Below are 20,291 nucleotides of genomic sequence, written 5' to 3'. Positions count from 1 at the left end.
CAGCAGGCGGACGAAGGTGCCGAGGGCGAGGCGCAAGCGCCGCAAGACGCCTCCGAGGCGAAGGCGATCAACGACGCCGTCGCCTATATCCGCGGCCTTGCCGAGCTGCGCGGCCGCAATGCCGAATGGGCCGAGCGCGCGGTCCGCCGCGCGGAGAGCCTGTCGTCCTCCGCCGCGCTCGAAGAAGGCGTGATCGATGTCGTCGCCCGCAACGTCGAGGCGCTTCTCGCCGAAATCGACGGGCGCACGATCTCCTTCGCCGACCGCGAGATCAGGCTTGAGACCGCCGGCATCGCCGTCGAGGAGATCGAGCCCGACTGGCGCACGCAGCTCCTCGCCGTCATCACCAATCCCAATGTGGCGCTCATCCTGATGATGATCGGCATCTACGGGCTGATTTTCGAGTTCCTCAATCCCGGGGCCATGCTGCCCGGCACCGTGGGCGCGATCAGCTTGCTCACGGGGCTTTACGCCCTGGCGGTGCTGCCGGTCACCTATGCCGGCGCCGGTCTGATGCTGCTCGGCATCGGCCTGATCGCGGCGGAAGCCTTCGCCCCTTCCTTCGGCATACTCGGCATCGGCGGGACGGTGGCGCTGGTGCTCGGCGCCACGATCCTGTTCGATACCGACGTGCCCGGGCTGCAGCTTTCCTGGCCGGTGGTCGCTGCCGTCGGCGCGGTCAGCCTCGCGCTCACCTTCCTCATCATAAGGCTTGCCTGGACGTCGCACCGGCGCGGCGTCGTTACCGGCGAGGACCAACTCATCGGCGCGACGGGCACTGTGCATGACTGGAATGGAACACAGGGCTATGTGTTCGTGCTCGGGGAACGCTGGAGGGCTACCTCGGCCGAGCCGCTCGAGGTGGACACACCGATCCGCGTGACCGGCCGCGACGGGCTGTTGCTGCATGTCGCGACGGACGCGCAGGAGAAGAACGGGAGAGGAGAAAACCCATGAATCTGTTCGGCGGCTTCACCTTCTATGCAGTGCTGATCGTCCTTCTGCTGGCGCTGCTCGCCTCGGCGATCAAGATCCTGCGCGAATACGAGCGCGGTGTCGTCTTCACGCTCGGCCGTTTCACCGCAACCAAGGGGCCGGGGCTTATCCTGCTCATTCCCTTCGTCCAGCAGATGGTCCGCGCGGACCTGCGCACGCTGGTGCTCGACGTGCCGGGCCAGGACGTCATCTCCCGCGACAACGTTTCGGTGCGGGTGAACGCGGTGCTCTATTTCCGCATCATCGACGCAGAAAGGGCGACGATCCAGGTGGAGGATTTCATGATGGCGACCAGCCAGCTCGCCCAGACGACGCTGCGTTCGGTTCTCGGCAAGCACGACCTCGACGAGATGCTGGCCGAGCGCGACAAGCTCAACGCCGACATCCAGGAGATCCTCGACCGGCAGACGGACGCCTGGGGCATCAAGGTCGCCAATGTCGAGATCAAGCATGTCGACATCGACGAATCCATGGTGCGCGCCATCGCCCGCCAAGCCGAGGCCGAGCGCGAGCGGCGCGCCAAGGTCATCAACGCGGAGGGCGAGCAGCAGGCCGCCCAGAAGCTGCTCGAGGCGGCCGAAATCCTGGCCCGCCAGCCGGAGGCCATGCAGCTTCGCTATCTGAGTTCGCTCAACGTGGTGGCGGCCGAAAAGAACTCCACCATCGTCTTCCCCTTCCCGATGGAGATGGCCAGCATCGTGCCCGGCCTGTCGAAACTGACCAGGGAAAAGGGCGAGTAGGCGGCGGACGCGACATGGTGAATTGAGCCGGGCTCACGACACGCATGCATGGGGCCGGAGCGTTGACCACTGGATCGTGAGGACTGGCGGCCGGAACTGCCACCGCGAGCGAGCATGGCAGCCGGGGGAAGGAAGCTGTCCTCATCCGATGGGTGGGTTTCGAAACACCACCCGGCCGCTTTGTCACCGATTCCACACATCGCATTGCGCCGACCCGGAAAAAAAGCCATGTTTTCCGAGGGAGAGCGTTGAAAATGCTGCGGGGGGCGGCAGCTATAGGGCGTCGCTCACCGCCCGCGCGAACGGTTTCGCGCGCCGGTGGAACATGTTTGATACATTATAGGGAGGATTGCCATGCGCACGTTCGTTATGGCCGCATTGAATGTTGCGGCGCTCTGTCTTGCCGGTCCGGCCGTCGCTCAGGATCGCGAAGACTGGCCGTCCAGCATGACCGTCGGCACGGCCAGCCAGGGCGGAACCTATTTCATCTACGGCACGGGCCTTGCCAATCTCATTTCCCAGGAACTCGACGTCAACGCCTCGGCCGAGGTGACGGGCGGTCCGGTGCAGAACGCAACGCTGGTCGAAACCGGCGATCACCAGCTCGGGCTTGTCACCATGGGCCCGGCTCACGAGGCCTGGACCGGTGAGAGCGAGCTGGCGCCGGGCGTCGAGCACCAGAGCCTGCGCGCTCTGTTTCCGATGTACCAGACGCCCTTCCAGGTCGTCGCGCTGGCTTCGTCCGGCATCGAAAACGTGACCGATCTCGACGGCAAGCGCGTCTCCGTCGGCCCGGCCGGCGGCACCGCCGCCACCTACTGGCCGCGCTATTTCGAGACGCTGGGGATCAGCCCCGAGATCAGCTACTCCGGTGCCAACGACGCGGTGGGCCAGGTCAAGGACGGCCTGATCGACGCCTTCGCCTTCGCCGCCGGCGTTCCGATCTCGGCTTTCGCGCAGATCGCGGCGGAAAACGATGTCAACATCTTCGGCTTCACGCCCGAACAGCAGGAGCAGATCGTCGAGGCGCATCCGGTGGCTCCCTTCGAGGTGCCGGGCGGGCTCTACGAGGGCTTCCCCGACCCGCAGCAGACCGTGGCCATGTGGAACTTCGCCATCGCCCATGAGGACATGCCCGAAAGCCTCGCCTACGAAATCACCAAGCTGGTGATGGAGAACAACGACCGCATGCGCTCGATCCATGCCAGTGCGAAGGAGACGGTGCCGGAGAATGTCGACAAGAACACGTTCATGACATTTCATCCGGGCGCGGTGCGCTATTATGAAGAGGCCGGCGTCACCATTCCCGACGAGCTGAAGCCCGAATAAGGCGTTCCGATCCGTGCGGCGGGCGCTAAGGCGTCCGCCGCTCTCACCGGCGCTCCGGGCGAGCTTCCGGGACCACGAGGCTCAACACAATGTCCAATGCCGCAGACCAATCGGCCAGCACCGATCAACTTCTCGCCAGGGGCGTCGACGAGGAGGTGCTGGCGGGCAACCAGCGCAGCCACGAAGGGCGGCTGCGCCTGGCGGTGGTGACGCTGAGCGTCGTCTACGCCGCCTTCCACATCATCGTGATGAATTTCTATCCGCTGGAGCCGTGGACCTACCGCATGCTCCACCTGTGTGGCGGGCTCGTCCTGGGGTTCCTCGTTTATTCCTCGAGCGACGTGGTTCGCGAGAGCCTGGAGGCCGGCCGGCGCAGCGCGTTCGAATGGCCGCTGATGGTGGTCGGCGTCGCCGGCGTGGGCTACGGCCTGGGAATGATCGCCTATGCCTGGGGCGGTTGGTGGATCGCCGGCATCGCGCTTCCGCCCGGTTTCGTCTTTTCCACCTACGGCATCCCGCTCGTGGTCGGCACGATCGCCGCCATTCTGGCCGGCTGGTTCTTCCCCGAGCGCAGCGACCGGCGCGTTCCCTGGTCGGACTATGTACTCGGCGCGGCCACGATCGCCGTTCTCGGTTACATCCTCTTCAATGTCGGGGCTCTAAGGCTCAGGGCGGGCACGGCGATGGCCCAGCCGGCCGATTTCTATGCGGCGCTTGCCGGCGTGCTGCTCATCCTCGAGATCACCCGCCGCGCCGCCGGCCTCGCCCTCGTCATCATCGCCTCGGTGTTTATTCTCTATTCCTTCATCGGGCCCTATCTGCCGGGCTTCCTCGCCCATCGCGGCTATGATGCGCAGCGCTTCTTCACCTACATCTTCACCGACCAGGGCATTCTCAGCGCGCCGATCGCGGTCTCCTCGACCTACATCATCCTGTTCATCACCTTCGCCGCGTTCCTGCAGGCTTCCAAGGTGGGTGACTATTTCGTCAACTTCGCCTTCGCGGCCGCCGGGCGGGCGAGCGGCGGGCCGGCCAAGGTGGCGATCCTGGCCTCCGGCCTGATGGGCATGATCAACGGCACGTCGGCCGGCAATGTCGTTTCCACCGGCTCGCTTACCATCCCGCTCATGAAGAAGGTCGGGTATCCCGCGCGCAGCTCCGCCGCCATCGAGGCGGCAGCCTCCTCCGGCGGGCAGATCATGCCGCCCATCATGGGAGCCGGTGCCTTCATCATGGCCGAGGTGACGGGCATTCCCTATACCGAGATCGTCGTCGCGGCCATCATTCCCTCGATCCTCTATTTCGCCTCGGTCTATTTCATGGTCGACCTGCAGGCGACCAGGCTCGGCATGAAGGGTCTGCCCGGCAAGGAACTCCCGGTCTTCAAGGAGCTTTTAAAGCAGGTCTATCTCTTCATTCCCATCGTCATCCTGATCTATGCGTTGTTTGCCGGCTATTCGGTTATCCGCGCCGGCACGCTGGCCATGGCGGCGGCAGCGGTGGTGAGCTGGCTGACGCCGCACCGCATGGGCGTGCGGTCCGTACTGCGGGCGCTGAACCTGGCGGCGCGGATGTCGCTGCAGCTCGTGGCGGTGTGCGCCTGCGCGGGCATCATCGTCGGCGTCATCGCACTGACGGGCGTCGGCGCGCGCTTTTCCAGCCTGCTCCTGGCGATCGCCGCCCAGAACCAGCTTCTCGCGCTGTTCTTCGCCATGTGCATCTCCGTCATCCTGGGCATGGGAATGCCGACGACCGCTGCCTACGCCGTGGCCGCCGCGGTGGTGGCGCCCGGCCTCGTGGCGCTCGGCATACCGGTCCTGACGGCGCATTTCTTTGTCTTCTATTTCGCGGTCATGTCGGCCATCACGCCGCCGGTGGCGCTGGCGGCCTATGCGGGGGCGGCGCTGTCGGGCTCCGACCCCATGCGCACCTCGGTGGAGAGCTTCCGCTTCGGGCTCGCCGCCTTCGTCGTGCCTTTCATGTTCTTCTATTCGCAGGCGCTGCTCATGCAGGGCCCGTGGCTCGATATCCTGCACGTCTTCGTGACGGCATGCATCGGCATCTACCTCCTGGCCGCCTCCGTTCAGGGCTGGTTCTTCGGGCCGATGAACATCGCCTTCCGCGGGGTGCTTCTGGTGGCGGCGCTCTGCATGATCAAGGGCGGCTGGCTGACCGACCTGCTCGGCGTCGTCATCGGTACCGCGCTTTTCCTTTACCAGTGGCGCTTCGTCGATACGCGAGCGGTGCCACGGCAGGCGGAGTAGCCGGGACGGTTGTGAACGCTGCGCCCCTTCACGAAGGGGCGCAGGCATCGACAACGAGCCCTCGCGATAGCGAGCCGTCCCTGTTGACAGCGCCGTCCCGGTAGCGAGACTGCCGAGCGGTAGCGGCGAAGGGAGGACGATCCGTGCAGGCATCCGATAAAGTCACGTTGCAAGAAGAGGCGGCCACGCCCGTCACGCTCACCCGACTCGGCTTCGGCGGAGCGCCGATCGGCAACCTTTATCGCCGTGTCGAGGAAGAGGACGCGCAGGCGGCGCTGCAGGCCGCCTATGACGGCGGCGTACGCTATTTCGACACCGCGCCGCAATACGGGCTCGGCCTTTCCGAGGGGCGCGTGGGCCGCGCCGTCGCCCGCTTCGCGCGGGACGGCGTGACGCTGTCGACAAAGGTGGGGCGGCTTCTCGAAGACTGCGCGCCGGAGGAGGTAACGCCCGCCGCCTTTGTCGACGTTCCGCAGAAGCGCTTCGTCTACGACTACACCTATGACGGGGTGATGAAGAGCCACGAGGCGAGCCTTGCGCGGCTCGGTGTGGAGTCCGTCGATCTCCTGCTCGTGCACGACGTCGACGTCTTCACCCATGGCAGCCGCGAGGCGAGCGATGAAAAGGTGCGCGAACTGTTCGACGGCGGCGGCTATCGTGCGCTTCAAGAGCTGAAGGCGGCCGGCCGCGTCAAGGCGATCGGCGCTGGTGTGAACGAGTGGCAGGTGTGTGAAAAGCTGCTGGATCTCGGCGAATTCGACGGATTCCTGCTCGCCGGCCGCTACACGCTTCTGGAGCAGGAGGCGCTCGACACTTTCCTGCCGCGCTGCGTCGAGCGGGACGTCGGCATCGTTAACGGCGGGCCGTTCAATTCCGGTATTCTGGCGACGGGCGCGGTCGAGGGCGCGCGCTACAACTACGATTTCGCCCCGCCGGAGATCCTGGAGCGGGTGCGCAGGATCGAGGCGGTGTGCACCGACCACGGCGTGCGGCTGATCGAGGCGGCGTTGCAGTTCGTGCTCGGCCATCCGGCGGTCAAGACGGTTATCCCCGGCGCGGTGACCGCGGCAGAGGTGCAAGCCAACATCGATCTTCTCGCCCGGCCGATCCCGGCCGCACTCTGGTCCGATCTGAAGGGCGCGGATCTCCTGCGGCAGGATGCGCCGACGCCCGGCGATTGAGCGTAAGGCCGCTGGCGACGGCTGCTGAAAATGGAGGGAACCAATACCGTCAGGCTTCGTTTCTTGCGTCAGCGATGAAAGGAACCAAGCCATGAACGTGTTAGCAAAACTTACGACCGCCAGCGCCGTTCTGGCGCTGTCCGGCGGTTTTGCCTTCGCCGATTGCGTGGACATGCAAGAGACCGCGTCAACTGAGACCTCCTCGGAGGCCGTCAAGACGCCGCCCATCGAGAAGGACGGCAGCAACGCTCCGCTCGAGCCCGAACCGCGGGATTCCACCGGGCAGCAAGCAGAGGATGCCACCGGGCCGGAAGACCGCGAGGACCTCGTCCAGAAGGACGGCGGCACAATGCCGCTATCTTCCAGTGAGGAGGATGAATACGGTGAGCGGATCGCGACGTCACAGCAGGATGTCGAGGCCCAGCAGGAAGGCGAGCCCACGGCTGCGGCCGAGGCCGACATCGATACCGAGACGACTGCATCGACATCGGAGTCGGATTTCGTCGGGACGCCGCCCATCGAGAAGGACGGCAGCACGGCCCCGCTCGAAGTTGATCCGGGTGATGCGGAGCGGCAAGCGCAAGATGCCGGCAGGGCGGAAGATCGCCAGGACCTCGTGCAGAAGGAAGGCGGAACGATGCCGCTGGCCAGTGGCGAGAGCGATGAATCCGGCGAGCAGATAGCTACGTCACAGCAGGACATCGAGGCTCAGCAGGAAGGCGAGCCGACGGCTGCGGCCGAGGCCGACGAGCCCTGCTGATCCGGGTATGCGGCAAGGTGGCCCGCCGATGAACGCACGCCGGGCCGGCCCTGCTGCAGGTCATCCCAGTCGAGCGGAGCGTTGCCGGGATCCATCGTGGCATTCCAGACAACCTCCGCTCGGTTCAGCTTGTGCGGGATGACTCGGTTACTGCTGCAGGCACTCCTCGGCGTTTTCCTGCGTGCAGACGTCCAGACCCGTATAGATGGGGTCATCCACCTCCTTACCTTCCGCCAGGTCCTTCAGGATGTGCATGGCCTGGTAGCCCATCTCGTAGGGGCGCTGGCCCACCTGGCCGTGGCTCAGGCCGTCTTTCAGCTGACCCATCTGCATGGGGAGCGTATCGGCCACGAGCACGATAAGCTCACCGGACTCAAGCTTGCTCATGTAGGGCTCGATCGCCTGCCGGTAGGCATTGTCCGACCATTGCGTGAAGGCCCCGGTTGAGATGAAGACGTCGAGATCCTGATGCCGGTTCATGATGTCGGAGAGTTGTTGCACGGCCTTGGCGCTGTCGTCGTCAGTAAACAGCGGGCAGCCCTCGACCTCGGTCCAGCCATTGTCGCCGGAAAGCCGCTCGCCGGGCGGTTCCGTGCCTTCGGTACCGGCCAGCGTGTCGCGAATGCCCTGAAGGCGCTCGTTGTGGTTGGCCGCGGCCGCGCCACCCGACTGCAGGCAGATGGAGCCGCCCTCCGGCTTCATCTCCTGGGCGAGTTTGGCGAGGTTCACGCCGATGTCGTAGTTCAGCGTGCCGACATAGGTGGCGCGGACCTCCTTGTCCTCCTCCAGAAGATCAGCGTCCCAGGTCATGGTGGGAATGCCGGCCTCGTTGGCTGCCTTAAGCGCGCGGGCCGCAGCCGGCGCGTTCGAAGGCGAAACAGCGATGCCGTCCACACCCTGCGTGATCAGGTCCTGGATGATCTGGATCTGCTCCTGCTCGGTGTGCTCGCTGGGGCCGATATAGTAGCACGAGACGCCTTCCATCTCTTCCTCGGCGGCCTTGCAGCCGTCGCGGGCGAGGTCGAAGAAGGGGTTGTTCATGGCCTTCGGCACCAGGGCGAAGCGGTATTCTTCCTGTGCCTCGGCGGTCAGCCCCGTGGCCATGACCACGGCAATGCCGGCAAGCAGGCTGTATTTGAGTTTCATGCTAGTCCTCCCGAGTTTGCGGTTTGGTCTTCTCATTCCATCCGTCTTCCGCGGATCTTTTCGAGCAGCACGGCGAGTATGATGAAGCCGCCGAGAAATGTTCCCTGCCAGTAGGGGTCCACGCCCGCAAGGAGCAGGCTGTTGCGGATCACTTCCACCAGGGCGGCGCCGATCGGCGCACCGATGGCGTAGCCGGAGCCGCCCATCAGATTGGCGCCGCCGATCACCGTTGCCGCGATGACCTGCAATTCGTAGGTCTGTCCCAGCGCGTTCGTCACCGATCCGAGCCAGCCGACCATCAGGAACGAGGCGATGCCCGCCATCAGCCCGGAGACCATGTAGACCGACATCAAAACGCGCTCGACGGGTATGCCGCTCAGCTTGGCCGCCTCCATGTTGCCGCCGATGGCGAAGACGTGCCGGCCCCAGGTGGAATAGCGGTAGAGCCACATGAACACGAGGGTCAGCACGATCAGCGCCCAGACGGGATTGGCAAGCCCCATCAGACGTCCGCCGCCGATGGCCAGGAACAGGCCCTCGTCGGGGCCGAATTGGTAGAACATTCGGTTGTTGGAGACGACCAGCGCGAGCGAGCGCGCTATCGCCAGCATGCCGAGCGTCACCACGAAGGGGGACATTCTGAGATAGGCGATGAGAAAACCGTTCACCGCACCCGCCGCCATGGCGGACAAGAGGCAGGCGACAAGGCCGAGCCACAACGGATAGCCGGCGGCGAGCGTGATGCCGGCCATGATGCCCGAAAGCCCCATGACCGAGCCGACCGAAAGATCGATGCCGCCGGTGACGATCACTGTCGTCATGCCCAGCGCGACGATGGCCATGAAGGCAAAGTTGCGCGTGGTGGTGAACAGATTGCGCTCGCTCAGGAACGTATCGCTGATCGTTCCCATGAAGATGCAGATGATGATGAGGGCCACGAACACCCAGAAGGGCTGGGTGTTGATGATGCGTTGCAGGCCCGTGCTCGACTGCTGGCTCGTCACATCCGAGATATCGGTCACGGATCGGCGCTCCGCGCTTTCGCTCATCGTTTCCCCCTCATGCCTCATGGAGCGCCCCGGTGATCAGGGCGGTGACTTCCTCCGGCGAGGAATCGGCGACGGGCTTGTCGGCGACCTTCTTGCCGCGCCGCAGGACCGCCACCCGCTCGCAGACGGCGAAGACATCCGGCATACGGTGCGAGATCAGGACGACGGCATGGCCGGTTTCCTTGAGCCTGCGGATCAGGTCGAGCACCTCGGCCACCTGGCGCACGCTGATGGCCGCCGTGGGCTCGTCCATCAGCACCAGCTTGGGGTCGCTGAGCCGCGTGCGGGCGATGGCGACGGCCTGCCGCTGGCCGCCCGACATGCGGTGGACGAGGTCGCGCGGGCGCGTTTCCGACTTCAGCTCGCCGAAGATCTCGCCAGCGCGCTCATACATGGCCTTATGATCGAGATAGCGGATGGGCCCAAGCCGGCGCTTGATCTCCCGGCCGAGGAAGACATTCGCCGCGGCGGACAGATTGTTGCACAGCGCCAGATCCTGATAGACGATCTCGATACCCTTGCGCCGCGCTTCGACCGGCTTGGAAAAGTGCACCTCCTGGCCGTCGATCAGCATGGTGCCTGCGGTGGGCGGGAAATTGCCGGCGATGATCTTGACAAGGGTGGATTTGCCGGCCCCGTTGTCGCCCATCAGGCCGACCACCTCGCCTTCCTCGATCTTCAGGTCGACCGCTTCCAGCGCCCGGATCGCTCCGAAACTCTTGGATATGCGCTGCAGTTCGAGAACCGCCATGCGACATCCTCCTCCCTTTATACCCCACAGCTTATGATGCTGTTTGATGAGGGCAGCTTAAGCGAAGAGGCGGCACGCTGGCAATATTTTTTGTCTGAACCGTTAGTCTGCAAACAGCGGTGCGCAACAGGAAAGACCCGCCGGCCTTCAGCCCTTTGGCCGGTGCGCGCCTGCCTCTTGTGTTTACGGCCCTTTTCGGCCATTCCCGAAGGACCGGTGCGGGCGCTTCCCTCGATCCGTCGGCCGGTGAGGCGCGGCCGATGGCGGCCGGCGGACCCGAAACACGAGCAGACGGCGGGCGCGGATGAAAAGCATCTTCGACGATCGGCGGATTCTCCACCAGCCGCAGCGCCGTTGCTGCACCTTTCCATCGCGTCCCAGGCAGGCCGCGCGCGCCATTGTGACCCGCGAGTTGGGCAAGCGCAACCGCTTTGGTGCCGTGCCGACGCGCATCTCGGGCACCGCCACCGCCGTTTGCCGGGTGCAATGCGGAAACTTCCTGACGGCCGGCCGCGAAGAACGCGCCAGGGACAATCGAGAGGTCTGACATGAGCCGACTGCCCAATTCCATCGAAGCCCGCGACGTCGCCTACCAGCTCCATTCCTACACGGATGCGCGCCGGCACGAGGAGACCGGACCCCTTGTCATCGAACGCGGCGAGGGAATCCACGTCTACGACAACAACGGCAAGCGTTATATCGAGGGCATGGCGGGCCTGTGGAGCGTGGCGCTGGGCTTCGGCGAAAAGCGCCTGGCTGAGGCCGCCGCGCGGCAGATGGAGAAACTGCCCTATTACCACACCTTCACGCACAAGTCGCACGGGCCCTCCGTCGAGCTTGCCGAGAAGCTGGTCGGCATGGCGCCGGTGCCCATGTCCAAGGCCTATTTCACCAATTCCGGCTCGGAGGCCAACGACACCGCCATCAAGCTCATCTGGTACCGTTCGAACGCGCTTGGCGAGCCGCAGAGAAAGAAGATCATCTCGCGCGTGAAAGGCTATCACGGCGTCACCATCGCCTCGGCCAGCCTGACCGGCCTGCCGAACAACCACCGTTCCTTCGACCTGCCCATTGCCGGCGTACTGCACACCACCTGCCCGCACTACCGCACCATGAAGGCCGACGGCGAAAGTGAGCGGGAGTTCGCCGCGCGCTGCGCACGCGATCTCGAAGACCTCATCCTAGCCGAGGGCCCGGAGACCATCGCCGCCTTCTTCGCAGAGCCGGTGATGGGGGCGGGCGGCGTCATCGTGCCGCCGGAGGGCTATTGGGAGGCGGTGCAGCCGGTCCTGAGGAAATACGACATCCTTTTCGTCGCCGACGAGGTGATCTGCGGCTTCGGCCGCACGGGCGAGTTGTTTGGCACCACGACCTATCGTCTGGAGCCCGACATCATGGTCCTGTCGAAGCAGCTCTCCTCCTCCTACATGCCGATCTCGGCGCTGCTCGTGAACGAGAAGGTCTACCGGCCGGTCGCCGACGAATCGAACCGCATCGGCACCTTCGGCCACGGCTTTACCGGCAGCGGCCATCCGGTCGCCGCGGCGGTGGCGCTCGAAAACCTGAAGATCATGGAGGAACGCGACCTCGTCGCCCACGCGCGCCGCGTCAACCCGCGCTTTCTGGCGCGGCTGAAGGCGCTTCAGGACCTCCCGCTCGCGGTCGAAGCGCGCGGCATCGGCCTGATCGGCGCGGTGGAGGTCTTCCACGAAACGCTTGCCGATATCCCCGGCGCTCTCGGCGCGCGCGTCAACCAGGCCATGCATGCGCACGGCCTGATCTCCCGCAACATGGGCGACGCGCTCGCCTTCTGCCCGCCGCTCATCATCTCGGAGAAGGAGATCGACGAGATGTTCGACGTCGCCGAGGCGGCGATTGCGGAAGTGTCGCGGGAGGTCGGCGTGTGACGGCGACCCGGTTCTCGCACCGGTGAACGCCGCATCACTGCGCGAAACGGTCGTGACTGAAGACGAAATCACCGCCCTCTGCCGGCTGGTGGCAGCCGATGCAGGGAGCGATCCTGCCGGCCATGTTGGCGCCGTCCGGCGTCGTGGCCACGGCACCGTCGGGCATGAATTTTACCCAGAACCAATTGCCGCTATCGGGAGCGTAGCCCTCCTCGCGGCGGAACATCACGCCCATTGAATCGAAGTTCTGCAAGGGATCCCTGAAGGTCTCTTCCACCGACAGGTCCTCTCCGCGGTAGTTGCGCTTGAGGATGAATGTGCCGGTATGGTCGGCGACCGTCACCTTGCCGGACAGGTACTGGATAACCGGCCCGTGCATCGAGGTGCCGGCATAGGGGTGGGTCTGGATGGCATCCTCACCGACAATGCCCCTTTCTTCCAGCGCTTGCCAAAGCTCTTCGGCGAAGTCGACCTGATCCGGGCCGCCGAAAGGCGGTGCCTGCTCCTGACCGAGCGCGGGCTGAACGAGCAAAAGCGCAGCGACTGTTGCGTAAGGCGTAAGTGTCCGAGTGCCGATCATGTCCAGTGCCTCCTCCTTGCCTGGATGGATGGGATCGGCTGTCGATACGGCACGCTTCCTGAAACGGTGTGGATCGGACGCCATCTGACGCAGGTCGGTGTTCCCGCGCCGCAGTCGGCAGCCGTCGGCTTTCGATGCCCCGTCCGGGCTGCTTTCGTCCAGACGGTGTGCATGGCCTGCAACCCATAAGGCCAACTCGTGCGCTGCCTGATGGTTCCTGCCAAGACCACGGCAATTCTGTCCGAGATGACCGGCAGGCAGAGAACAGGCCGGGTCGCTTCAGCGCGATCTTAAGCGATAGGGGAGCTCATCCGCCCCCGGTCCAGCCTCGCCGCTCACTGCCAGAACAGGCGGGTTTGCCTGAGGCCCCGCCACAAGGCCTTGGCGCCGGTCCAGCGGAATTCGGCGCGCGCCTCGCTGGCTCCGATCATCCAGCCCATGGCGCGTTGCGCAAGGGGATCGCCGGCACCGGGCACCTCCGTCCCGGTGAACATCGCCCCCACCGTTGCCGCATCGTTCAGATCGCCGAAGACCGTCTGCAGTTTCTTCAGTCGCTTCAGGAACGGACCGACACGCTTCGCCGGAAAAAGCGAGGAGAAGAACTCGGCGGCATAGCGCAGTTTCTTCAGCTCCTTGCGCAATTCGTGACGCTCTTCCACCGTCAGGTGCTCCAGCCCGCGCGCGCGCTTGACGGCCTTTTTCCAGCGCTTGTCGAGCGCCTGGACGGCCAGTTCCCGGACGGGTGCCGCCAGTCGTCCGGTCTGGCCGAAATCCTGGGGCACGAGCCACCCGCGCGTTTCCACGAAGCGGGACAGATCGATGAGGAACGCCTGCACGCGGGAACCGGTGAGAAGCTGGCGCAGGTGTTCGCGCTGTTGCGCCGCTTGCTGCGTGACGGTCTCCGCGAGGGCCGCCAGTGCCGGCTCTCCGGGATGGGTTTCGGCTTCCCGGCGCAATTTCTCGTTCGCCACCACGTCGAGATCCCTGAGGCTCCCGACCTCCTGGCCGAGCCAGCGCGCCTCGGCATTGAGCCGCTCCATGTCCGGGCTTTGCAGCACCGGGCCATAGACGGAAAACGCGCTGCGCAGACGGCGCAGGCCAATCCGCAACTGGTGTGGCCCCTCCGGATCATTCATCTGCCGGATCACCAGCACGTTGGTGGCGATCTGATCGAGGCATTCGCGCAGCGTGTCGCGCGCGGCTTGTTCGGCGGTCTGCGTGTGATCGAGCGCTACGTTCAAGGCTTTGCGCGGGGCCAGCGGCGCGTCGATCTGCCCCTCCTTGGCCAATAGATAGCCGCGCGCCGCTTTGGAAAGCCGGGAGAAGCGAATGCCGCCTTCGGGAAACAGTATGTGGGCGATGTCGAACAGCCCCGACGGGTTGCCGGCGAGAAGTTCGATCTCCACCTCCGACAGCGCGGCCGAGCGCTCGCCTGCCCGGACTTCCCCGACATCGACGGCGATCTCCGCCCGCGTGCCGTCCTCGAGGACGAGCTCGCTCGTCGTGCGCTTGATGACCGTCTCGCAAATGGGCTCGAGCGAGGTGCCGTTGATGTGTCGGACGACCGATTCACGGACGGACAATTCAGGAATTGCATCGAGACACACGCGCCCGCCGGGCGCCGGGTTCTCAACCTCGCCAGCCTGGGAGAGGCCGCCGTGCAATCCTCCCCGGGTCTTGACGGTCTGTATCCACCGCCGCCCATCGCGGCGCAGCCTCAGCGCGATGCCCGCTTTTTTCAACGCATGTTCAGGCGTATCCAGATAGACGCTTCTGAGCGTCTTCGTTCTGCGGCCGCCATTGACAAGTTCCGACGCCGCCAAGCGCGCCCAAATTTCACGCGACCTCTGCTGGTCGAGCAGGAACTTTAACTCGATTTCGCTCATGCGACGGTTTCGTTTCGATTTTGATACAGTCTTATCCACACCTGCGGGCAGCAGCAAGGGGGCAGGTTGAGAGGCGCCATCCGATGAGCCGGGCACGGCAATCTACCTCCGCTCCTCCATTGTCAGCTCCGCGAACACCGGCAGATGGTCCGACGCCTTGCGTGCCTCCGGATCCGTCCAGCTTTCGCGCAGCATTTCGGACGGGCGGCAGTAGACGCGGTCCAGCGCGAAGAGGGGGCGGAAGGCGGGGTAGGTCTTCATGTGGCTGTGGCCGGGGAAGAGGCGGTTGAGCGTGGTCTGAACCGAGCCGCGCCAGATCCAGTCGTTGAAGTCACCGAGGATGACCGTCCGTTCCAGGCTCTGCCGGCAGATCTCGGCGATGAGCCGCGCCTGGTGCCGGCGCTCACCCAGACTCAGGCCCAGATGCGCGGCAACCAGGTGGAGGGGACCGAAGGGCGTGTGCACGTGGGTCTCGATCGCCGCGCGCGGCTCGCGCCGGCGGTAGGAGATGTCATGCCAGGTGGTGCCCGACATCGGCCAGCGGCTGATGACGGCGTGACCGTAGTCGCCGTCCGGCGCGGTGATCAGCCGGCTTTCCCGCGAATTGCCGCCAAGCGCGGTGGCGAGGAAGGCGAAGGCGTCGGCCGCTTCCACCGAGCGCCGGGAGTCGATCTCCTGCAGGGCGACGATGTCGGGATCGTGGCGGCGTACGATCTCCACCACGCGCTGCAGGTCGCGGCGGCGGTCCGGACCCACCCCGCCGTGGATGTTCCACGTCATGGTGCGGACCTTAGCGACCGCACCGGCCTGCTCTGTTTCATCCGTCTGCGGGGTGTCTTGCGGTTCCATGTCTGCTGAACGCATGAGCGGCGGGATCGTTGACGGGTTTTCGGGGTTGCCGGATCGCAATTCCCCCTGGCGCGTTGTCGCTTCACGACAATGACGAGAGGATATCTGCCTTGACCTCCCACAGCGGGGCCGCTGCACGCCCGGCCAAGCACGCCGGGCCGTTCCGGCGCTATCTCGGCTACACCGTCGCCGTGGCGGCGGTCGCGCTGGCCGCTTTCCTTCTCTACCGGACCCTTTCGCAATATGACTGGCCGGAACTGGTCTCCGCCGTCACTGCGGTCTCGCTCTATCACATGCTGCTGGCGATCGGCTTCACGGCGGCCAGCTACCTGACCCTGACCGGCTTCGACTTTCTGGCGCTCAAATATGCCGGCCACCCGCTTGCCTACCGGCGGGCGGCACTGGCCTCCTTCTGCAGCCTGTCGATTGGTCACAATATCGGTCTCGCCGCGCTCTCGAGCGGCGCCATCCGCTACCGCTTCTATTCGCGCTGGGGGCTGGGTGCCGGGGAGGTCGCCAAGGTGATCGTCTTTTGCGGGGTTACCGTCGGGCTCGGTCTGTCGATCCTCGGCGGCGTCGGCCTGCTCGTCCATCCGGACCTCGCCGTCGACGTCATGGGCATACCGTCCTCCCTTGTGACCCTGGTGGCGGTGATCTGCCTTCTCTGGCCGGCCCTTTATCTCGTGCTCGCGGCGACGGTCGAGCGGCCGCTGCGCTTCCGCGGCATGACTCTGGCCATGCCTGGCTTCAAACTGGCGCTCGGCCAGGTGATCCTCGGGCCCGTGAACTTCGCCTTCGTCGCCGCCGCGCTGCATCAGACGATCGCCGCGCTGGCCGACGTGCCTTATCTCGAGGTGGCGGCCGTCTACGTGTCCGCGAATGTGGCGACGCTGATCACCCATGTGCCGGGCGGGCTTGGTGTCATCGAGAGCGTGGTGCTTTATCTTCTCCCCCGCGCGGAGCTGATTGGAGCGGTGCTCGTCTTCCGCTTTGTCTATTTCCTTCTGCCCCTGGCGCTCGGCAGCCTGCTGCTGGTCTTTTCGGAGGTGGTGCTTTGGGGCCGTGGCCGACGGCGATGAAAAATGCGGCCCAGCAAGCGGTGGAGCCTTTCCACCAGCCGGAAGGGCCGCTCCGGGTCGAGCAGCCGCGTGCCGGGGAAGGAGTGGGTCGGTCCGGGTCCGACATCCATGGTCCGCAGCCCGCGGGGATGCCGGTTCAGCCGGTCGATGGCCCTGCTCAAGCCGCCTTCGCGGCGTGTGGCCGCCCGCACCAGCGCCGGGTCGACATCGAGATGCTCGGCCACCAACCGGTCGCGGCAGCCAAGAATCGCCGCCCGTGTTTCCGGCCGGTCCGCCTCGATCGCCAGGTCGCATTCGGAATCAAGGCCGACAGAGCGGTTGTTGAGGTTGGACGAGCCGATGCGCAGCAGCGTGTCGTCGATAATGATGAGCTTCGCGTGCACCAGCAGCCGGTGGTCGCCGCCGTCTTCGGGAATGGTGGGATGGTAGACGTGCAGGCGGTTATCGCGGTCGAGTCGCTTCAGGCTGCGCAGCAGCCGCTCGCGGTTGGCGCCCATGATGAAGCGCTCGATGATACCGTTGGCCTTTTGCGTGCACACCACCACGACTTCCGGCCCGTCTGGACGCTGCAGGATATCGCCGAGGATCCGGCGCAGGCGCTTGGCGGTGAAATATTGCGCCTCGATGTAGATCGTCCGTCTGGCCGAGAGCAGCACGTCTTCGGTCAGGCGGGCGGATTCCTCGACTGCAATCTCCCCGTTGAGGCGCGGAAGCGTCCGGGCGACGCCGACGGGCACATCGGTGAAGTCGGGCGCCAGTTCCACCGGCCAGCGTTCGGCGGCGGGTTGCGGTGGGATATCCTCGCCAACGGCGTCCCGCCAGCGCTCCCGCGCTACCTCGACGATCGGCCGCACGACGGGGCCGTCGACGACGAGCTGGAGATCGTGGACCGGATCGTAGGGCGTGCCGTCGGGGTGCCGGCGCAAGGGATCCTCGGCCTCGTGGCGTGTCGTGTCCCAGCGCTCCAGCGTCAGGTCCATCCCGCCGACGAAAGCAAGCGAATCGTCGATGATGACGAGCTTCTGGTGATGCGCGGCATGGAAGGGGTGATTGGTGTCCAGGCGCAGCTGGATGCGCGGATGGTCCCGCCATTCTTCACCTAGGATCAGGGGCAGCGCGGCGCCAGGCGCATGCACGGCGGCAAGGCTCCAGATGAGAATACGGACTTCGAGTTCCGGCCGTTCCTCCACCAGCGAGCGCAGAAGCTCCCCCAGTCGCGGCGCGTCGTCGCCGTCCTGGGGGCGCAGGCGTATGCGCGCGTCGAAATCCCAGCCGATGATGACGATCGAGCGCGTCGCCTTGCGCAGGACCTGTTCGAGCGTGGCGAAATAGGCTTCCGCGTCGATGAGCAGAGCGGCGCGCCGGGCGGTCTCGACGGCAAAGCAGTTTCTGCCGGGAATGAGGATGTTTCCGCTCTTGTGCGCCGCCCCCGCTGTCCCGGGCGCCTCTGGTTCGCTCTGCATGCCGGCCTGCCCTCTGTTTCGCGTCAATCGTCAGCGCGATCGTACACGCACAACGCACGGCTGAGGCTTTCGTTTCCTAGCTTGAATGGGAGCGCGGCGCCAACGGCGTGCGCCTGGCCTTGGTGCTGGGACGTTAGTCGGTCGTAGCGTGGGGCGGCATCTCATCCGGGTTCTCGATGCCCTCGGGCCAGAGAAAGAAGAACAGGGCCACCACGACGACCGCTACGACGATTGCGGCCACGATCACGTTTCTGGTCATCGGTCCTTCCCTGTTTTCCGCTTTGCGCCCGTTCTAGGGTAACAATCACGGGCGCTCGATGTTCCAAGCAGCCGTCGCGCGCGGACTATCGGCGGAGCATCTTCGCCGTTATCTTGCGGCGGATTCGACAAAGGGGAGCAGACATGACCGGATTGCCAATCGACCTCGACCCATCGGGCACCTTCGTCGGCCGCGTCCTGCGGCCGGAGCTTTCCGGCCCGTCGGTAGTGGTGCTGCGCGAAGGCGTGCTGGTGGATATTACCTCGCGCGCGCATCCGACGCTGAGCGCGCTCCTGGAGGAGGAGGATCCGGCCGCCGCGGCGAAGGCGGCGGAAGGCGAGACGATCGGGACGCTCGAGGCGATCGCCGCCAACAGCGAGGCGGGCCGGCAGGATCCCGCGCGCCCCTCACTGCTGGCGCCGTGCGACCTGCAGGTGATCAAGGCCTGCGGCGTGACCTTCGCGCAATCCATGGTCGAGCGGGTGATCGAGGAACAGGCCGAGGGCGACCCCGACAAGGCGGGCGCCATCCGTCGTCGCGTGATGGAACTCATCGGCACCAGTCTCACCGACATCAAGGCCGGCTCGCCCGAGGCGGCGCGCGTGAAGCAGGCGCTGATCGAGGAGGGCATGTGGAGCCAGTATCTGGAAGTGGGCATCGGCCCGGATGCCGAGGTCTTCACCAAGAGCCCGGTCCTGTCCTCGGTCGGCTGGGGCGCGGATATCGGCCTTCTGCCCGCCTCCACCTGGAACAATCCCGAGCCGGAGATCGTGCTCGCCGTCGACAGCAAGGGTCGCGTGAAGGGGGCCACCCTCGGCAATGACGTCAACCTGCGCGACCTGGAGGGCCGCTCGGCATTGCTGCTCGGCAAATCGAAAGACAACAACGCCTCCTGCTCCATCGGGCCGATGCTGCGGCTTTGGGACGATGGCTACAGCCTCGACAAGGTCCGCACGGCCGAGCTCGAACTGACCGTCACCGGGCCGGATGGCTTCGTGCTGCGCGGGCACAGCTCCATGGCCCGGATCAGCCGCGATCCGCTCGACCTCGTGGCCCAGACCATCGGCCGGCACCACCAGTATCCTGACGGCTTCGTGCTCTTCCTCGGCACACTGTTCGCGCCAACCCAGGACCGCGATGCGCCCGGCGAGGGTTTCACCCACAAGATCGGCGATGTGGTGGAGATCAGCGCCCCGGGGCTTGGCGTCCTCAGGAACCGCGTAAACCTTTCGACCGAGTGCCCACCCTGGGATTTCGGCATCGGCGCGCTGATGGGCAATCTGGCGAGCCGGGAGCTGCTTGGATGAACGCTCGGGCCGGGGCCCTGGCGCCGATCTACAGCCGCACCGTTTCCAGCACGCGCGCGAGAGCCGCGAAGTCCGGCCTGAGCGGTGTGCTTGCCGGGTTCGACTGGATCCAGCTAAGGTCCTTCAGCCCGTGCCCGGTGGCCACGGCGATTACGCGGTCGTCCGGGCGGACCAGGCCCTCATTGCGAAGCAGGTCCAGAGCCGCGATCGGCACGGCAGCGCTCGGCTCGGTCAGGATGCCCTCCGTTTCGGCGAGCGTTCGCGCGCCTTTCAGGATCGTTTGGTCATCGACCGCGACGGCCGCGCCGTCGAAGCGGCGGATCCAGTCGAGCGTATAGTCGCCGTCGCGCTCATAGCCTTCCAGCGTGTCGTTGAGAGCGGAGGCCACGGTCGTCTGGTGCGGCCAAGCGCGTATGGAATCCCCTTCCCGGTAGGCCCGGGCGATGGGGGCGCAGGCTTCGGCCTGGACAGCGATCGCGCGCGGCACGCGCTTGATGCGGCCGCGCGCGAGCAGGGTTTGAAACCCTTTCATGATACCCGCCAGAAGCGGCCCGCTGGAGATCGGCAGTAGCACCACATCGGCATCGATATGGGCGATTTCGAAGGCGATCGTCGCATAGGCGTCCACGCCGTAGGGATTGTGATAGGTCGTCGTCAGGTTCACCCAGCCGCGCTCGCGCGCCAGCCGGTCGGCCAGGCGGCAGCAGTCGCTGGTGCGGCCGTCGACCGGGATCAGTGTGGCGCC

At 65.6% G+C, this 20,291-nt stretch carries 19 protein-coding genes; 10 read left to right on the top strand and 9 right to left on the bottom strand.

All coding sequences use genetic code 11. The features are described 5' to 3' along the window. The 6 genes from ACFP9U_RS15265 to ACFP9U_RS15240 all read left to right on the top strand — a co-directional run. A partial coding sequence (locus ACFP9U_RS15265; RefSeq protein WP_378622688.1) for an NfeD family protein occupies positions 1-957 on the top strand: 957 nt, incomplete at its 5' end. Further along, a complete protein-coding gene (locus ACFP9U_RS15260) occupies positions 954-1,736 on the top strand; it encodes a slipin family protein (RefSeq protein ID WP_378622686.1) in 783 nt (260 codons plus the stop codon). The genes ACFP9U_RS15265 and ACFP9U_RS15260, both read left to right, overlap by 4 nt. Before the next feature lie 354 nt (positions 1,737-2,090). Further along, positions 2,091-3,065: a TAXI family TRAP transporter solute-binding subunit gene (locus ACFP9U_RS15255; RefSeq protein ID WP_378622685.1), complete on the top strand. Its 975-nt coding sequence runs from the start codon at positions 2,091-2,093 to the stop codon at positions 3,063-3,065. Positions 3,066-3,154: 89 nt separating this feature from the next. Then, complete coding sequence (locus ACFP9U_RS15250) at positions 3,155-5,329, top strand: TRAP transporter permease (RefSeq protein ID WP_378622683.1); 2,175 nt, start codon at positions 3,155-3,157, stop codon at positions 5,327-5,329. Positions 5,330-5,472: 143 nt separating this feature from the next. Continuing rightward, complete coding sequence (locus ACFP9U_RS15245) at positions 5,473-6,510, top strand: aldo/keto reductase (protein ID WP_378622681.1); 1,038 nt, start codon at positions 5,473-5,475, stop codon at positions 6,508-6,510. 91 nt (positions 6,511-6,601) lie between these two features. After that, positions 6,602-7,270 carry a hypothetical protein gene (locus ACFP9U_RS15240; RefSeq protein WP_378622680.1) on the top strand — a complete coding sequence of 223 codons (669 nt, stop codon included), beginning with the start codon at positions 6,602-6,604 and terminating at the stop codon, positions 7,268-7,270. Positions 7,271-7,417: 147 nt separating this feature from the next. Here the strand turns inward: ACFP9U_RS15240 and ACFP9U_RS15235 are convergent, their stop codons facing one another. Genes ACFP9U_RS15235 through ACFP9U_RS15225 form a run of 3 tightly spaced genes read right to left on the bottom strand, consistent with a single transcriptional unit; the run spans position 7,418 to position 10,216 of the window. Beyond that, the gene (locus ACFP9U_RS15235) at positions 7,418-8,416 is read right to left on the bottom strand and encodes a sugar-binding protein (protein WP_378622678.1); all 999 of its coding nucleotides are present in this window, start codon (positions 8,414-8,416) and stop codon (positions 7,418-7,420) included. 32 nt (positions 8,417-8,448) lie between these two features. Beyond that, positions 8,449-9,465: an ABC transporter permease gene (locus ACFP9U_RS15230; RefSeq protein WP_378622676.1), complete on the bottom strand. Its 1,017-nt coding sequence runs from the start codon at positions 9,463-9,465 to the stop codon at positions 8,449-8,451. A gap of 10 nt (positions 9,466-9,475) precedes the next feature. Further along, positions 9,476-10,216 carry an ATP-binding cassette domain-containing protein gene (locus ACFP9U_RS15225; RefSeq protein ID WP_378622673.1) on the bottom strand — a complete coding sequence of 247 codons (741 nt, stop codon included), beginning with the start codon at positions 10,214-10,216 and terminating at the stop codon, positions 9,476-9,478. 304 nt (positions 10,217-10,520) lie between these two features. On the opposite strand from ACFP9U_RS15225, the gene ACFP9U_RS15220 reads away from it, so the two are divergent. Next, positions 10,521-10,763: a hypothetical protein gene (locus tag ACFP9U_RS15220; protein ID WP_378622671.1), complete on the top strand. Its 243-nt coding sequence runs from the start codon at positions 10,521-10,523 to the stop codon at positions 10,761-10,763. 1 nt (position 10,764) lies between these two features. Further along, complete coding sequence (locus tag ACFP9U_RS15215) at positions 10,765-12,123, top strand: aspartate aminotransferase family protein (RefSeq protein WP_378622670.1); 1,359 nt, start codon at positions 10,765-10,767, stop codon at positions 12,121-12,123. A gap of 34 nt (positions 12,124-12,157) precedes the next feature. Here ACFP9U_RS15215 and ACFP9U_RS15210 read toward each other — a convergent pair whose 3' ends face one another. From ACFP9U_RS15210 to ACFP9U_RS15200, 3 genes are all read right to left on the bottom strand, one after another. After that, a complete protein-coding gene (locus ACFP9U_RS15210) occupies positions 12,158-12,703 on the bottom strand; it encodes a cytochrome P460 family protein (protein WP_378622668.1) in 546 nt (181 codons plus the stop codon). A 335-nt stretch (positions 12,704-13,038) separates the two neighbouring features. Next, positions 13,039-14,589 carry a CHAD domain-containing protein gene (locus ACFP9U_RS15205; protein WP_378622667.1) on the bottom strand — a complete coding sequence of 517 codons (1,551 nt, stop codon included), beginning with the start codon at positions 14,587-14,589 and terminating at the stop codon, positions 13,039-13,041. 102 nt (positions 14,590-14,691) lie between these two features. After that, positions 14,692-15,438, bottom strand: a complete 747-nt coding sequence (locus tag ACFP9U_RS15200) for an endonuclease/exonuclease/phosphatase family protein (protein WP_378622665.1) — start codon at positions 15,436-15,438, stop codon at positions 14,692-14,694. Between the two features lie 110 nt (positions 15,439-15,548). Between ACFP9U_RS15200 and ACFP9U_RS15195 the strand changes: the two genes are divergently transcribed. Beyond that, complete coding sequence (locus tag ACFP9U_RS15195; protein ID WP_378622664.1) at positions 15,549-16,517, top strand: lysylphosphatidylglycerol synthase domain-containing protein; 969 nt, start codon at positions 15,549-15,551, stop codon at positions 16,515-16,517. On the opposite strand, the gene ACFP9U_RS15190 is transcribed toward ACFP9U_RS15195, so the two are convergent. Next, positions 16,433-17,980, bottom strand: a complete 1,548-nt coding sequence (locus ACFP9U_RS15190; RefSeq protein ID WP_378622662.1) for a phospholipase D-like domain-containing protein — start codon at positions 17,978-17,980, stop codon at positions 16,433-16,435. The two genes, ACFP9U_RS15195 and ACFP9U_RS15190, sit on opposite strands and share 85 nt — an antisense overlap. A gap of 133 nt (positions 17,981-18,113) precedes the next feature. After that, on the bottom strand, positions 18,114-18,239 hold the full coding sequence (locus tag ACFP9U_RS15185) for a hypothetical protein (RefSeq protein ID WP_322449719.1): 126 nt from the start codon (positions 18,237-18,239) through the stop codon (positions 18,114-18,116). A 143-nt stretch (positions 18,240-18,382) separates the two neighbouring features. Here ACFP9U_RS15185 and ACFP9U_RS15180 point away from each other — a divergent pair, with 143 nt between their 5' ends. Further along, a complete protein-coding gene (locus ACFP9U_RS15180) occupies positions 18,383-19,546 on the top strand; it encodes a fumarylacetoacetate hydrolase family protein (RefSeq protein WP_378622660.1) in 1,164 nt (387 codons plus the stop codon). A 28-nt stretch (positions 19,547-19,574) separates the two neighbouring features. On the opposite strand, the gene ACFP9U_RS15175 is transcribed toward ACFP9U_RS15180, so the two are convergent. Further along, the coding region (locus ACFP9U_RS15175) for a pyridoxal-phosphate dependent enzyme (protein WP_378622659.1) at positions 19,575-20,291 on the bottom strand (717 nt) is incomplete at its 5' end.

The organism is Nitratireductor sp. GCM10026969 (assembly GCF_042660605.1).
In the GTDB taxonomy this organism is placed as follows: domain Bacteria; phylum Pseudomonadota; class Alphaproteobacteria; order Rhizobiales; family Rhizobiaceae; genus Chelativorans.
This window is presented reverse-complemented; position numbering and strand designations above follow the sequence as displayed.